Origin of the sequence: Streptomyces sp. NBC_00335 (assembly GCF_036127095.1) — a bacterium.
Taxonomy (GTDB): Bacteria; Actinomycetota; Actinomycetes; order Streptomycetales; family Streptomycetaceae; genus Streptomyces.
Genome location: NZ_CP108006.1, coordinates 8,048,284 through 8,062,354, shown reverse-complemented (window position 1 = coordinate 8,062,354; position 14,071 = coordinate 8,048,284). Strand labels below are relative to the sequence as shown.

The window sequence follows — 14,071 nt, the reverse complement described above, 5'->3', positions numbered from 1 at the left end:
CGGTGTGGCTGATCTTCTGTGGGATGACGTGAGCTGCTTCTTCGACCCGGACCTGATGGGGTCGCTGCCTGACGTGCGTGTCCCGGGCTGCTCGGTGGAGGACTGGCAGACGGTTCTCGACCTCGTCGAGGCGAGGGGCTGGAAGTGCCGGTACTCCGAAGGCGAGATGGTGCTTCCGGTGCCTCGGGCGGAGGCCGTGCTGTCCCGCCCGGCGGACGCCGAGTGCCCGACCTTGCGGGTCTGGCCGACTGCCGACGTGCTGGCGATCTTCCGTTTCCTTGACGATGGCGCCATCGACTTCGACGTTGACCTGCGGGAGTTGCAGGGCCAGGAGCGACTGGACGTGTTCTGCGGCTTCTTGCGGGAGATCGGGCGACTCTTGGGCAAGCCGGTACTGATGGATCCGGAGGGCGATTACGGCCATCCGGTGCTGGGCTTCGACGTCGAGGCCGATCGGGTCGTCCTCCTGGCCGATCCGCCGGTCATGTGACCGCCGCCGACCGGGGTCGGACGCCCTGACGATCGCTCGCCACCAGCAAGCCCCGGCCTCCGGCCTCATCGCCGACCGGCGCGGGACGCGAGCACGCGTACCGGCTGGTACAGGCGGCCGCCGACGGAACTGGCGTACAAAGGTCCCACTGGCCGGCGCCCTGGCGAAGCGCGCGGTCACCATCCCCGCAGGCCTCCTCGACCCCGGCGGTTCCTCGCCCACCGGAACCACCGCACGTCCCGACTCGAAGAACTCGGCAAGGACCGGTACCAGCATGTGGAAGTGTGAACAGGTCATCGGCAGCGCCCTCGACGTGGAAGAGGCGGCCGCCCTGTACCGGGCGTCCACCCTCGCCGAACGCCGTCCCGTGGAGGACACCCGGCGGTTCACCCGGATGCTCGCGGGCGCCAACCTGGTCATCGTCGCCCGCGACGAGGACGGCCGTCTCATCGGGATCTCCCGCTCGATCACGGACGGCGCGTACTCCACCTACCTCAGCGATCTCGCCGTCGACGCCGCCTACCAGGGCAAGGGGGTGGGCAAGGACCTCATCCGCGCCACCCGGGAGGCCGCACCCCAGGCCCAGCTGATCCTGCTGGCGGCCCCGGCGGCCGCGAACTACTACTCGCGCATCGGATTCACCGCACACCACTCCGCCTGGACGATGGACGGCCCGGCCGACCAGACCTGACCAGACCTGCCCCCATGCCCAAGCGCCGGGGTACGCGGTTTCAGCCCGCGTGCGCGGCCGACGCCGAGGGTGCCGTGGAGACGGGCGGGGCGAGTACGGAGTCCACGCGGCGGAGGGACGCGCGGCGCTGGACCATCGACAGGGCCGCGATCCCCGCGCCGAGGGCCAGCCAGCCCGCGGGCCCGGCCGTCATCACCAGCCCGGTCAGGAGCAGCGGGCCGGCGGACTTCTGGACGGACTGCGCCATGCCCGCCACTCCCAGGTACGACGCCCGCGCCTCCTCGGGGGCGAGCGAGACCGCCAGCTCCCAGGAGCTCACCGACCGCAGCAGTTCCGCCAGCGTGACCAGGACCGCCGCGGCGAGGAGCACCACCGTCGCCGTGACCGCCCCGGCCCCGGAGGTGAGGGCCAGGAGTGCGCAGCACGCGAGCATGGTCAGCCCGTACACGGAGACCGCCGCCGCGGCCCGGCGGGGTTCCTCGAACCTGGCCGAGACGCGGAGCTGGAGTACGACGACCAGCACGGTGTTGATGACGAGGAAGGCCGGGACCAGGGCGTGCGGTGCGTCGGTGTGGGCCACGAGCCACAGCGGCAGACCGACGGCCAGGACCGAGTCGTCGAGGTTCATCGGGATGTCGAGCAGGACGAAGCGCAGGTAGCCGCGGTCCCGCCAGGGGCTCGGCGCCCCCGTCCGACCGGGCGCGGCGGCACCCCCTGGCAACGCACCCCCGGCCAACGCACTCCCGGGCACCGCACTCCCGATCGCCGCACCCCCGCCCCCGGGCGACGCACCCCCCGTCGCCGCCATATCCCCCGCGCCCGCGGCCACACGCCCCTCCGCTCGCGGTTCGCGGGTGCGCCAGACCAGCGCGGCGGCCACCAGGAACGACAGCGCGTTGCCCAGGATCAGCGCCTGGTAGGCCTCCGACGTCCCGACCGCGAGACCGGCGGCGGCGATCCCCGCGCCCACCGCGTAGCCGGCGTTCGCCGTACTGCGTGACAGGGCCTGGTAGGTGCCGCGCCGCTCGCCCGCCACCCGTGTGGCGAAGAGCATTTCCAGCGCCTTGGCTGCCCGGTCGCCGAGGTAGGTGACGGCGACCAGCGGCAGCAGGACGTCGAAGCGGGTGACCGCGAGCAGCGCGCCGAGGGTTCCGAGGCGCAGCAGGTGACAGCCGATCAGCAGGGACCGCACCGGGAAGCGGCCCGCCAGGTGTCCCGCCAGGGGCGATCCGGCAATGCCCGCCACGGCCGCGGCGCCGAGCAGGAGGCCGATCCTCCCGGTGTCCAGGCCGATGACGAAGGTGAAGTAGAGGACCGAGGAGGCGGCCCACACGCCGGTGCCGGTGCGGTCGAGCAGCTGGGCGAGCAGCATGATCCGCGCGTCCCGGCCCCCGGGCGGATTCCGCAACTGTGCGACCAGTCCGAGCCGTTGACCCCGCTCCCGCTCGCGCTCCCGCCTCTGCCCCGGCCGCCCCCGCCACCCCTGCGAACCCTTCCGGATCCCCGTACCGCGCCGCCGCATCCCGCTGCCTCCGAGCCCCCGCGAAAGTATCTCGATGTCGAGATACCAGCGGAAGCCTGCCCGAGATCAATCTTGACGTCAAGATACTTTCGAATGCCGGCAGGAAATACGGGCTGCGGCGCGCCCCCGCCTCCCCCTCGCCGGACCGGGCCGCCACCTCCTGCATTCCGGCACCGGATCGGGGCAGAAGAAGCCTGCGAGACGGGAGAACAACATGATCGCGCTCGGCATTGTCCTACTGATCATCGGCTACCTCCTCGGCATCTCGATCCTCTGGACGCTGGGGATCATCCTCGTCGTCATCGGGGTCGTCCTATGGGTGCTCGGTTCCGTCGGACACGCGGTCGGAGGACGACGGCACTATGGGTAGCGCGGCCGCGCACGAACGCCCCACGGGAGACGGTTCCATGATCCAGATGTCCATACCGCTGATCCCCGCGGACGACGGCGCACTTCTGATTCCCGCGGATCACGTCACCGGGCTCCTGCGCAGCCTCGCAGCCGACTGGCTGGAATCGGAACACACCGGCGAGATGCGCGGCGACGAGGAGACCGTCCAGGACCTGGCGGGCGTACTGACCGAACTCGCCGACCAGATCGACGTCGAATGCATCGGCTTCAGGTCGGCCGCTCCACGCCCGTCATAGAGCCCGCGGAGTCACAGAGTCGCGGAGCCGCGGAGTCGCCGCGCCACAGACCCCGAGAACAGCCGCCGTTCCCCGCGCGAAGGTCACGGGGAACGGCGAGGCGCGAGGGACGGAGCCGGGCCGTCAGTAACCGAGCTCGCGCTTCAGTTCGGCCTTGTCCATGGAGGAACGGCCGTACAGATCACGCCGCCTGGCCTCCGCATAGAGCTGGTCGTACGTCGGCCCCTGCGCACCCCGGTGCGAACGCAGCCCGCCGCGCCTGGCCGAGGAGATGTCCTCGATGGAGCTCTTGCTCGCCGTTTCGGACTCCCCGGCACGGGCCCGCTCCTTGTTGACGGTCCGCGCGGCGATCTCCTTCGCCCGCGCGGCGCTCTCGCCACGCTTCTCGGCGCTCTCCTTGATGTGCTCGTACCGGCGTTCCCGCTTGGCACTGGAACCACGAGGCATGATCACTCCTCGGTCTGGGGGGCGTACGACCTACCGGGCGCTTACCCGGGGCCGCGTACCGCATTCCTCGCCGACTCCCGGCTCCCCAGACGGCCGAAAGGCGGGCAATTCGTCACATATTGCAGGCCACCGTCCCCTGACGCATGGTGGCAGCAGTACCCCCTCAGGAAGGAAGAACCCGTCATGGGCAAGGCAAAGGGCAAGGCGAAGCAGGCCAAGGGCAAGCTCAAGGAGAACCTCGGCAGCGCGATGGACGACAAGCGCATGCAGGCGGAGGGAAGCACCGAGCGGATGGCCGGGAAGGCCGAGGAAATGACCTCCGACGCCGCGGACAAGATGAAGAAGGCCAAGGGGCACGGCTGAGCATGCCGCACGAGCACGGCGCGCACGATCCCGCCGGACCGCCTCCCCCCGCCCGGCAGACGGCCGTGGTCCGTCTGTCGGGCGAGATGGACCTCAGCCGGGTCGACGAGGTGCGCGCCCTGCTGCTCGAAGCGGTGACCCGCGTCGGCGGGCCCGCCGACATCGTCGTCGACCTCAGCGGACTCACGTTCTGCGATTCCGCCGGACTGAACCTGCTGCTCCGTGCCCGCATGCAGGCCGTGGAGTCCGGCCGCACGCTGCGCCTGGCCGCGCCGAACGCCCAGATGCTACGGCTGCTGGATATCACCGGGTCCCTCCCGCTCTTCCCCATCGACACCCTCCCGCCCGGGTTTGGCGACCCCTGACGGGGTAGGCGCGAGACGTATCCGGTGTCGAGACCCGAACTCCACCGGGGGAAGGCGGTATGCGATGCCCTCCGAGGAGGATGACCGCCTCGCGGTCGACGTTCGCCCCCTCGACGGGGCCACGGTCCTGACCTTGGCCGGAGAGCTCGACCACGACACCGCCGAGCCCTTGCGCGAGGCTCTCGAAGCCGCCCGGGCGGATGGCGGGCGACGCCTGCTGGTCGATGTCACCGCTCTGGCGTTCTGCGATTCCACGGGACTGAACGTGTTGTTGCACAACCGCCTCGCCGCCCGGGAAACGGGCGGCACCCTTGAGCTGATCGGCCTGCGCAAGCCGGTCGCACGGATGTTCCACGTCACCGGCGCCGACGGGCTCTTCCCGCAGCACCCCGATGTGCAGGCGGCTCTGGCGAGTCGCTAGCGCGCTGAGCGGAGGAGCAGGGATGAGCGAGCGCCGGTCACCGGAGTGGACCCGGCGTCTCCTGTTGCACGGCACCACGGATCTCGTGGGACGCTGCCGCGACTTCACCCGCCGGGCACTGACCGAGTGGCAGTGGCTGCCGGAGACCGGCAGTGGGAACCGCAGCGGGAACGGCGGCGAGGACGAGGGCGGCGACGAGACCGCCGAAGCCGCGGACGACGTGCTGCTCCTGGTGTCCGAGGTGGTGGCCAACGCCTGTATGCACGCGGGCGGGCCGAGCTCGATGCTGCTGCACTGCACCGCCGAACGGCTCCGCATCGAGGTCACGGACTCCAGCCCGGTCCTACCGGCCTACCGCTTCCCCACCGACCCGGCACGCCCGGGCGGCCACGGGCTGCTCATCGTGAAGCGGCTGGCCCGCGCGTGGGGGGCGGATCCGGTCGACGGCGGGAAGTGCGTATGGGTGGAGGTCGCCACTCCACCGGCCCTGCGGGAGCACGGGGCGCCGCCCCGGGAACCACACGGGCGGACCCCGCCGTGGCCCTCCCGACCGCCCGGTCCGTCCTGAGGATCTCAGGACCGCCGGCGGTTGAGTACGCCGATGAGCGCGGCCAGGTCGGCGGCGCCCGCCGCGTCGTCCGCGTAGCGGGTCGTCTGCAGGGGCTCGACCTCGGGAAGGACGATGCCCTCGCGTGCCAGCACGTGGACCAGGGTCAGCAGGGCCGCCCGGGCATTGCCGTCGGCGAAAGGGTGGAAGAACGCCACGTCGAGGTAGGCCCGGGCCGCGCGGGCCGCCGGCGGGAGATCCGGATCGGTCGCCTCGCGCAGGCAGTCGGCGAAGTCGGCCCCGGTCCGTGAGGTCAGGGCGTAACGCTCGCGGCCGGCCTTCGCGTAGGCGTCGGCCGTACGGAACGGCGCCCGATCCACGCCGAGGACACGGCGCTGCCAACCGGCCAGCAGCGCGAAGTCCAGCGGGGCCCGGCGGGCGGCATCGGCCCGGGCCAGGGCGTGGGCGAGGAGAAGGCGCTCGGCTCGGACGGGATCGCGCCGGCGGACCGGCCCCTCGCACCAGGCCCGGAACCCGTCACGAGCGGTCGGCCCTTCCCGCAGGACGAGGACGGGTGCTCGGTGCCAGTCGGCTTCGCGGCGCACGCGCAGCCAGGTGGCGAGGCTGTCAGCGGCGGTCATGGAGGTCCTCCAGGTCCGCCCGCTCACGGTGGTCCCGGTAGGGCGCACGGCCGGTGAGGCCGACGGCGAGGTCCTCGCCGACGGATTCGATCAGCGCTCGTCCCGGGTCCACCCAGCTCTTGAACCGGCCGCCGATCGCGCGGTCGACCGCCTGCTCGGCCTCGGCCTGCCCCATGCCGGTGGTGGTGAGGAACCAGTGCAGGATTCGCGCGGCCTGCCGCTGCCAACCGGCCTCCGCCTCCGGGCCCAGCGCGACCGTCACGAGCCGGACGCAGGCCCGCTCCAGGTGCCAGCTGCGGTCCTCGGCAGACGCTTCCGGCACGGGCGCCAACTCTGCGAAACGCAACGCCATGCTCTCCAGCCACTCCCGCCACTCCAGCAGCGCGCCCACGACGCGCGTCGCCGTCTCATCGGGCGTCGTCACCGAGCCCTTCCCGTCGACCCAGCTGCCGATGGGCCCGCCGTACCGGTAGCACCAGTTCCACCCCTGAGCCCAGTTCCCGTACCGCTCCCGGATGATCGCGTCCACCTGGCGTGCGCACCAGTCCTCGCCCGCCCAGCCGCCCCTCATGCCGGAGAGCACGGGTGGCACCCACTCGCACACCAGCGCGCGCAGGCGGGCCTCCTCGTCCTCGTCCCAGGTGAACGGGTGGAGGTCCGGGTCGAGGCCCTCCCAGTGGCGCAGGCCCGGATCAACGGCGGGGGGCACGAGGTTCTCGGGCAGGGGCAGGGTATGCAGGTCGTACGTCAGTGCAGGCCGTTCTTTCGTCCGCCGTGATGGGCTCGTCCGCTGTGACGGGCTCGTCATTCTCGGCCCACCGGGCCCGGGCTGTCGAACGCCTTTCCGTGCCGGAGCCGGCTCGGCCACGCGTCTGGGCGCGCCGCCGTCGCGGGCGACCGGGATCAGCACGCGTCGCCGTCTTCGTGCTCGTCGTCGGCGTCCTCCAGCATCCCGGTCCGCAGCCTGGCCATGATGCGGCTCAGCAGCCGTGAGACGTGCATCTGGGAGAGGCCGAGCCGATCGCCGATCTCGGACTGGTTCAGCTCCTGACCGAAGCGCAGCGAGAGGATCAGCCGGTCACGGTCACTGAGCGTGGCGAGCAGCGGCTTCAGCGTCTCCAGGCATTCGATGCGGTCGTACGCCGCCTCCTCCTCCCCCAGCGGCCACCCCCGGGACCCGCCGTCCGCCTCGGGCCCCAGCGGGGCGTCCAGAGAGCCCGCGACGTAGCCGTTGGCCGCGCGGCGGCCCTCGTCGAGTGCCTCCGTGGTGATGCCGAGGTGCTCCGCCAGCTCCAGGTCGGTGGGGTGGCGTCCCAGCCGCTGTTCGAGCGCGTCGTGCGCTTTGGCGATGTCGAGCCGGAGTTCCTGGAGGCGCCTCGGGACCTTCACGGACCAGCTGGTGTCACGGAAGAACCGCTTCATCTCGCCGGTGATGGTGGGAACGGCGAACGTGGCGAACTCGACCCCCCGCTCGACGTCGTACCGGTTGATGGCCTTGATCAGGCCCACCGTGCCGACCTGGACGATGTCCTCCAGCGGCTCGGAGCGGTTGCGGAACCGGCGTGCCGCGTATTTCACCAGGCTGAGGTTGAGCTCGACGAGCGTATTGCGCACGTAGGAGTATTCCGGCGTCCCTTCGCTCAGCTGCTTCAGCCGCCGGAAGAGCGCGAAGGACAGGGTCCGTGCCTCCCCGGTACTGACGGTGAGCGGATCCTCCGGGACATCGGGCGTCCCGGTGCGGAGGTCCATGCGGAGGTCGATGCGGAGCGGATCCGTGGTGTCGCTGGAAACGGGTGCCATGAGCTTCCTCCGACGGGTTGGTGGGCACCGGCCGCCCCGGAGCGGGGCAGCGGGAACCGTCGTGGTCTTTCCGAGAGGGATATACCCCCATCGGGGAAGACCGACCCCCCTTCTACGGAACATCCCCGTCCGGTACGTGGACGTGCAGAACGCAGATGTCGTCGCGGTGGGCCGTGCCCCACGCGACGAGGGTGCGGGCGAGGGTTTCGCCGCGGCCCTCCCGCAGGAGTCGCACCGCCGTCTCCGCGAGACGGTCGAGGCCGGCCCCTATGTCCTCGCCCGGCTCCTCCACGAGCCCGTCGGTGTAGAAGAGCAGGTGATCGCCGGGCAGCAGGTCGATGGCGGCCTGCTCGTACGAGGCTTCGAAGGTCGCCCCGAGAAGGGCGCCCCGGGGCTGTTCGAGGAACTCCGCCCGGTCGCCGCGGATGAGCAGGGGCGGCAAGTGGCCCGCCCGTACCCAGATCAGCCGCCGGTCCCAGGGCTGGTAGCGGGCCATCACCATGGTGGCGGTGGCACTGCCCGACGGCTCCGAACCGGTGTGCAGCAGGAGGGTGTTGAGCCGGCTCAGGACGTCGGGCAGGGGCGAGCCGGTGACGGCCATGCCCTTGGTGGTGAACCGGAGCTGAGCCATGGTCCCGACGGCGGCCAGCCCGTGGCCGGCCACGTCTCCGATGACGAACAGGGCGCTCTCGTCGGGGAGTTCGATGGCGCTGTACCAGTCGCCGCCGACGTTGATCCCGCTGTCGGCGGGGACGTAGGCCACGTCGATGCACAGGCCGGCCAGTTCCAGCGACTGTTCGGGGATCGGCAGCAGCGTGTCCTGGAGGCTTGCGGCGAGCGCGCGTTCGGCCTGCAGCATGCCCTGCTGGAGGAGGACGGCCCGCTCGCTGTCGCGCAGGGCGAGTTCGACGTCGTGCTGTGCGGTCAGGTCCTGGAAGAAGCCGTGCACCTCGACGGGTGTGCCGTCGGCGTCCGTCTGGGCCTCGGCGACGATCCGCAGGTGCCGGACTCCGCGCCCGGTGGTGATCCGGAACGGCTGGTCGACGGCCTCCCCCTCGCTCAGCAGCCGTTCGACGGCGGCACTCAGCTGGTGGAGGTCGTCGGGGACTACGTGACCCCGAAGTTCCTCCAGTGGCACCGGCCCCCGGCCCGGATCCCGGTCGAAGATCGCATAGACCTGATCGGACCAGGTGACGGTATCGGTGACCAGGTTCCAGCCCGCCCAGCCGAGGTTGCCGAGGCGCTGCATGTCGGCCAGCCTGCGGATCTCGCGCTGGCTGCCGTCATGGCAGACCCAGGAGACCACCAGGTGGTCCCCGAGTCTGGACGCCCGGACCGAGTAGACGGACTGCCGGGGGACCCCGGCGACCACTTCCTCGTAGGTGAAGGGTTCCCCCTCGTACCTGGTTCCGGTGGTGAGCGCCTTGAGGTACCCCTCCCAGAGGTCGGTGCCCGCCACGGTGGGGTACGTCTCCAGGATCCGGCGGCCCACGAGCTCCTTGCCGCGCCGGCCGGCCACGTCCACGGATTCGGGCGCCGCCGCGTCGATGCGGTAGTCCTCCACCTCACCCGTCTCCGAGCGCAGGGGGGTGAGCAGGGTCGCGGGTCCGGCCATGGTGTCCAGGATCAGCTGGACCGTCGCCGCGTAGTCTCCACCGGCCGCTCCCTCGCCCTCCGGGTCGCGGGCTCGTTCCGGCGCCCCCAGCGGCCCCGCGCACAGCCGGGTGGCCTGGCGCAGCAACGCCCGGGTGTCGGCGGCGAAGGGGCCCGCCCGGGTGCGCAGGAACCCGATGGCCGCCCTCGCGGGCCCGTCGTCCGGCAAGGGGATCCAGGCGCGCGCCGGCCACCGCTCCGGCGGGTCCCCGATCAGCAAATAGCGCCGGGCGTCCTGTTCGGGGTCCTCCAGCCAGAGGGCACGGCGGCCGGCGATCGCTTCGAGGGCGGCGACCCCGCTCAGCGGCGGAATGTGGCGCCACTGCTCGGCCAGCGCCCCGTCGATTCCGGCGCTGCCGGCCAGATCCAGGCTCCCGGCGGCGGCCACGGTGTAGATCATCACCGCGTCCACGTCGGTGGCCCCGCCCAGTACGGTCACCAGCAGCTCCGCGATGTCATCGCCGCCGTGCGCCGCGGCCAGACCGTCGGCGAGCCGCGCCAGCAGGCCGTTCAGCTCGCCGCCACGGTCGTGGCGGCGACGCACGAGATGGCGGCGACGGCTCAGCGCCGAGGTGCTCGGCTGTTTCCCGGTACGCGCGGCCGAGGCCGTGGGCAGGGAGATCCTCGCGGTCCCCTGCGACCGGCGCACGCGGACCTGCCCCAGCGTGATCCAGCACTCCTCCAGGACGGAACCGCCGCGCCGGCCCGCCCGTTCGAGGAGCAGCTCGTAGGCCGATTCGGCGCTGACGCCCGCCTGGGCCATGAGTACGCCCTTGGCCCGCTCGACCACCGCCGAGGTCACGGCGACGCCTTCGAGGTCGACGACTTCCGACCGGAGTCTGGCCACGACCCTGGCGAGCGCCACCACCTCGGGTGCGGCGCCCTCACCCACGGGTGCGGCATCGCCCTTCACTCCTTGAGCATGGCACGCCCTCTCCCCGCCCGCCCGGATGCGGTCCGGCGGCCCTCACGCATCACGCGGGCCCACCCACCTCGTCCCCTTCCGGCTCGTCTTCCCGCCCGGCTTCTCGGGCTGCTGCGGACGGTCCAGCCTGCTGGCTTCGTCCGTGTCGGCCGCGGACGTGGTCCCGTCGTCGGGGCGGTCGGCCCGCGCCCCGTCCTCGCGGCGGCCCGCCCGCGCCGTGCGGTGCCGGTCCGGTTTCCGGCCGCCTTCCAGCGGCACTCCGCCCGCTCCACCCTGCTCGTCCATGGCCGTCCTCCTCGCCAGAGCTCTACGGGAGCCCCGCGGGCCGCGGCAGCCCCGCTCGAACGGCTGCCCCGCTCCGGGCCGCGCAAACCGGTGGCACGCGCACGGTCCTGCGTCGGCCGCGCCCGGCTGGGTAGGCGCCCACTGCGGGGTGCGGCCTCGGCCTCATGGCTGCGACGGGGGTCGCACTCCGTCGTCAAGGACGGACGGTACGCACGGAGAGGGGCCGACCATGAGCACGCACGACATCTGGGTCTGGGGTCACGAGGACACCACGGGCTACTCGAAGGGGATCGACCTCGTCGGGTACAAGGTGGAGGCCACCGACGGTGGCATCGGGAAGGTCGACAAGCACTCCGAGGAGGTCGGCGCGTCCCTCATCGTCGTGGACACCGGTATGTGGATCTTCGGCAAGCACGTCCTGCTGCCGGCCGGCGTCATCACCCGGATCGACACGGCCACACGGACCGTCCACGTCGACCGGAGCAAGGAACAGATCAAGGACGCACCGGAATTCGACGCTTCGGAGTACGACACCGGACCCAGCTATCTGGAGCAGTTCGCCCGGTATTACAACCAGCCCCACATGTGAGTCCGCCGACCCCTCAGTGGGCCCGGGCCTGCCCCGAGGTGGCGGGCCCGGGGCCGGGTGGCCGGGCTCAGGTGATGGGCTCGGGCGCCGGCACGGGTCCCGGGAGGGGCCCCGGCCGGGGATGCGGCTCGGGCCGCGGTACGGGCGACGGGACCGGCGCGGGCTGCGGAGGCGCCGGCGGGACCGGATCCGGGCCGGGTGCCGGTACCGGGCCCGGCAGGGGCCCGGGTTGCGGTCCCGGGCCGGGGCCCGGCGTCGGGGTCGGGCTGGGCGGCACCGGGTCGTTGGGCGGCGTCCCCATGGACGCCGCCGCGCCCGGTACCCGCTGGGGCGTGCAGCTCTTCGCGTTCGTCACGATGCGTCCGATCGTTCGTCCGGGAACCGGCGGCAGGCTTTCCGGCCGTGCACGGTCCTTGGTGCGGGCCGCGCGGTCCGCCGCCTCACGGCAGCACGCGCAGCATCCCGCGCCTACCCCCGGCGCCGAGGCGTAGACATCCGGACCACAGCGGGACCCGCGCGGCTGCCCAGCACGGGATCAGGCGACCGCCCCGCCCCTGACCCGGGTCACGTGGACCGCACGGTGCCGCCGAGCGGCCCTGCCGGAAAGCGCGTACGGGTGACAAGGGCAGCGGGGTGCGCGCGCTCACCGGCGGACGTGGCGAAGCATCTCTGGCGGCCGGTCACGCGCCGGCCCCGCACCGCCGATCCGGCCGGGCAACTCCGCGCCGTGGCACCGGTCCGTCGCAGGGAGTCCCCGTGCACGTCCTGCTCGTCGCGAGCGCCTTCAACAGTCTCACCCAGCGGGTCCACGCCGAGCTGCGCGATCGCGGCCACAGCGTCGCCGTGGAGCTGGCGCTCCCCCAGGCCGATCTGGCGGCGTCCGTCCGGCACCACCGCCCCGAGCTGATCGTCGCGCCGATGCTGACCTCGGCCGTACCGGAGGAGGTGTGGTCCGCCCACACCTGCCTGATCGTGCACCCCGGTCCGGTCGGGGACCGGGGTCCCTCCTCGCTCGACCGGGGGGTACTGGACGGGGTCCCGCGGTGGGGCGTCACCGTCCTGCAGGCCAACGCGGAGATGGACGCCGGCGACGTGTGGGCCTCGGTGGAGTGCCCCGGGCCGGACCCGGACGGGTCGAAGAGCACCTGGTACCGGGGCGAGGTGGCCGACGCGGCCCTGGAGGCCGTCCTGCTCGCCGTGGACCGCTACGCCGGCGGAACGTACGTCCCCGAGCCGCAGACCGAGGGCCTGGCCCGCCCCCTGCTGCGCCAGGAGCACCGGCGGATCGACTGGCAGCGGGACGGTACCGAGCGGGTGCTGCGCACCTTGCGCGCGGCGGACTCCCGGCCCGGTGTACGGGACGAGCTGCTCGGCGGCGCCTGGTACCTGCACGGCGGCCATCCGGAGGACCGGCTGCGCGGCCGGCCCGGCGAACTGCTGGCGACCAGGGCGGGGGCGATCTGCCGGGCCACCGTCGACGGAGCCGTGTGGATCCCGGAGCTGCGGGCCCACCGCTCCCCGGGGCAGCCGGCCGCGCCCAAACTCCCCGCCGCCCTCGCGCTCGGGGACCTGCTCCCGGAGCTGCCGGAGCTGCCGGAGCCGGCCGCCCCGGCGGAAGCCGGCCGGGGCCCCCGGCCCCGCACCTGGTCCGACATCGGCTATCACGAGGAGGGCGGGGCCGGGTTCCTGTCGTTCTCCTTCCCCGGCGGCGCGATGAGCACCGCCCACTGCCGGCGCCTGCTGGCCGCCTACCGTGCGGCCTGCGCCCGGCCGACTTCGGTGCTCGTGCTCGGCGGTGGACGGGACTTCTTCTCCAACGGGATCCACCTGGGCGTCATCGAGGCCGCCGCGGATCCCGCCGAGGAGTCCTGGGCCAACATCAACGCCATGGACGACCTGGTGGAGGCCGTCCTGACCACCACCGACCGGCTGGTGATCTCCGCGCTGGGCGGCAACGCGGCCGCCGGAGGCGCCGTGCTGGCCCTGGCCGCCGACGAGGTGTGGTGCCGCTCCGGTGTGGTCCTCAATCCGCACTACCGGCTGATGGGCCTGTACGGATCGGAGTTCTGGACGTACACCCTGCCGCGCCGGATCGGCTCCGCCGGTGCGGAGCACCTGACCGCGCAGGCCCTGCCGCTGAGCGCCGGGGCGGCCCGGCGGCTGGGCCTGGTCGACCGGACGGTCGCCTGCCCGCCCGCGCAGTTCGCGGACCGGGCCTCGGCCCTCGCCGCCCGGCTCGCCGGCCACCCCGCCACCGCCTCCCGGATCGCCGTGAAGAAGGCGCGGCGGGAGCTGGACGAGGAGCGGCGGCCGCTGGCCTCCTACCGGGCGGCCGAGCTGGAGCGGATGCGGCGGACCTTCTTCGACCCGCAGGCCCCGTACCACGCGCTGCGCCGGGCCTTCGTGGGCAAGGTGCGCCCGGACACGACCCCGCCGCACCTGACGCGCTCCGTACCGGCCCGGCACGGCGCGCCGCCGTCCGCTCGACCGGGCTCGTCCCCGGCCTCGTCCCCGGCCTCGTCACCGGGTTCGTCCCCGGGCTCCGTCACCGGACCGGGTGTACATGACGAGGCACCCCTCCCCGGCGGGTGCTAGCAAGAAAGGTGGGGCCGATGAGCCCCTCGCGGTGACGGGCCCCCTTCGCGGGCCCCGCCGCCGCTCCTCCCCCTCCCCCTCCCCAAGGAG

At 72.8% G+C, this 14,071-nt stretch carries 17 protein-coding genes; 10 read left to right on the top strand and 7 right to left on the bottom strand.

What is annotated here, in order from left to right; genetic code table 11:
* Positions 1-4: 4 nt before the first annotated feature.
* Both OHA37_RS36465 and OHA37_RS36460 read left to right on the top strand, forming a co-directional pair.
* Positions 5-490, top strand: coding sequence for a hypothetical protein (locus OHA37_RS36465; protein ID WP_266911949.1), 486 nt, complete (start codon positions 5-7; stop codon positions 488-490).
* A gap of 274 nt (positions 491-764) precedes the next feature.
* Positions 765-1,181: a GNAT family N-acetyltransferase gene (locus OHA37_RS36460; RefSeq protein ID WP_266911947.1), complete on the top strand. Its 417-nt coding sequence runs from the start codon at positions 765-767 to the stop codon at positions 1,179-1,181.
* Between the two features lie 40 nt (positions 1,182-1,221).
* On the opposite strand, the gene OHA37_RS36455 is transcribed toward OHA37_RS36460, so the two are convergent.
* Positions 1,222-2,553, bottom strand: coding sequence for an MFS transporter (locus OHA37_RS36455; protein ID WP_266911945.1), 1,332 nt, complete (start codon positions 2,551-2,553; stop codon positions 1,222-1,224).
* A gap of 364 nt (positions 2,554-2,917) precedes the next feature.
* Between OHA37_RS36455 and OHA37_RS36450 the strand changes: the two genes are divergently transcribed.
* Both OHA37_RS36450 and OHA37_RS36445 read left to right on the top strand, forming a co-directional pair.
* Entirely contained in the window at positions 2,918-3,073 is a 156-nt protein-coding gene (locus OHA37_RS36450) for a DUF6131 family protein (protein ID WP_266911943.1), read from the top strand.
* Positions 3,074-3,110: 37 nt separating this feature from the next.
* On the top strand, positions 3,111-3,350 hold the full coding sequence (locus OHA37_RS36445) for a DUF6213 family protein (RefSeq protein ID WP_266911941.1): 240 nt from the start codon (positions 3,111-3,113) through the stop codon (positions 3,348-3,350).
* Positions 3,351-3,473: 123 nt separating this feature from the next.
* On the opposite strand, the gene OHA37_RS36440 is transcribed toward OHA37_RS36445, so the two are convergent.
* Entirely contained in the window at positions 3,474-3,797 is a 324-nt protein-coding gene (locus tag OHA37_RS36440; RefSeq protein ID WP_266911939.1) for a plasmid stabilization protein, read from the bottom strand.
* A gap of 183 nt (positions 3,798-3,980) precedes the next feature.
* On the opposite strand from OHA37_RS36440, the gene OHA37_RS36435 reads away from it, so the two are divergent.
* The 4 genes from OHA37_RS36435 to OHA37_RS36420 all read left to right on the top strand — a co-directional run bounded on the left by OHA37_RS36435 (position 3,981) and on the right by OHA37_RS36420 (position 5,514).
* Entirely contained in the window at positions 3,981-4,160 is a 180-nt protein-coding gene (locus OHA37_RS36435; protein WP_266911937.1) for a CsbD family protein, read from the top strand.
* A 2-nt stretch (positions 4,161-4,162) separates the two neighbouring features.
* On the top strand, positions 4,163-4,525 hold the full coding sequence (locus OHA37_RS36430; protein WP_266911936.1) for an STAS domain-containing protein: 363 nt from the start codon (positions 4,163-4,165) through the stop codon (positions 4,523-4,525).
* 64 nt (positions 4,526-4,589) lie between these two features.
* Positions 4,590-4,946, top strand: a complete 357-nt coding sequence (locus OHA37_RS36425) for an STAS domain-containing protein (RefSeq protein ID WP_266911934.1) — start codon at positions 4,590-4,592, stop codon at positions 4,944-4,946.
* A 22-nt stretch (positions 4,947-4,968) separates the two neighbouring features.
* Positions 4,969-5,514, top strand: a complete 546-nt coding sequence (locus OHA37_RS36420; RefSeq protein ID WP_266911932.1) for an ATP-binding protein — start codon at positions 4,969-4,971, stop codon at positions 5,512-5,514.
* Positions 5,515-5,519: 5 nt separating this feature from the next.
* Here the strand turns inward: OHA37_RS36420 and OHA37_RS36415 are convergent, their stop codons facing one another.
* The 5 genes from OHA37_RS36415 to OHA37_RS36395 form a co-directional block, all read right to left on the bottom strand.
* The gene (locus OHA37_RS36415) at positions 5,520-6,134 is read right to left on the bottom strand and encodes a Fic family protein (RefSeq protein ID WP_266911930.1); all 615 of its coding nucleotides are present in this window, start codon (positions 6,132-6,134) and stop codon (positions 5,520-5,522) included.
* Entirely contained in the window at positions 6,121-6,843 is a 723-nt protein-coding gene (locus OHA37_RS36410) for a hypothetical protein (RefSeq protein ID WP_266911928.1), read from the bottom strand. The genes OHA37_RS36415 and OHA37_RS36410 overlap by 14 nt, the downstream gene beginning before the upstream one ends.
* Positions 6,844-7,037: 194 nt before the next feature.
* Entirely contained in the window at positions 7,038-7,934 is an 897-nt protein-coding gene (locus tag OHA37_RS36405; protein ID WP_443046263.1) for a SigB/SigF/SigG family RNA polymerase sigma factor, read from the bottom strand.
* 112 nt (positions 7,935-8,046) lie between these two features.
* Entirely contained in the window at positions 8,047-10,500 is a 2,454-nt protein-coding gene (locus OHA37_RS36400; protein ID WP_266911926.1) for a SpoIIE family protein phosphatase, read from the bottom strand.
* 54 nt (positions 10,501-10,554) lie between these two features.
* A complete protein-coding gene (locus OHA37_RS36395) occupies positions 10,555-10,797 on the bottom strand; it encodes a hypothetical protein (protein WP_266911924.1) in 243 nt (80 codons plus the stop codon).
* 229 nt (positions 10,798-11,026) lie between these two features.
* Between OHA37_RS36395 and OHA37_RS36390 the strand changes: the two genes are divergently transcribed.
* Positions 11,027-11,386 carry a PRC-barrel domain-containing protein gene (locus OHA37_RS36390; RefSeq protein ID WP_266911922.1) on the top strand — a complete coding sequence of 120 codons (360 nt, stop codon included), beginning with the start codon at positions 11,027-11,029 and terminating at the stop codon, positions 11,384-11,386.
* A 756-nt stretch (positions 11,387-12,142) separates the two neighbouring features.
* Entirely contained in the window at positions 12,143-13,981 is a 1,839-nt protein-coding gene (locus OHA37_RS36385) for an enoyl-CoA hydratase-related protein (protein WP_266911920.1), read from the top strand.
* The last annotated feature ends 90 nt before the right edge of the window (positions 13,982-14,071 follow it).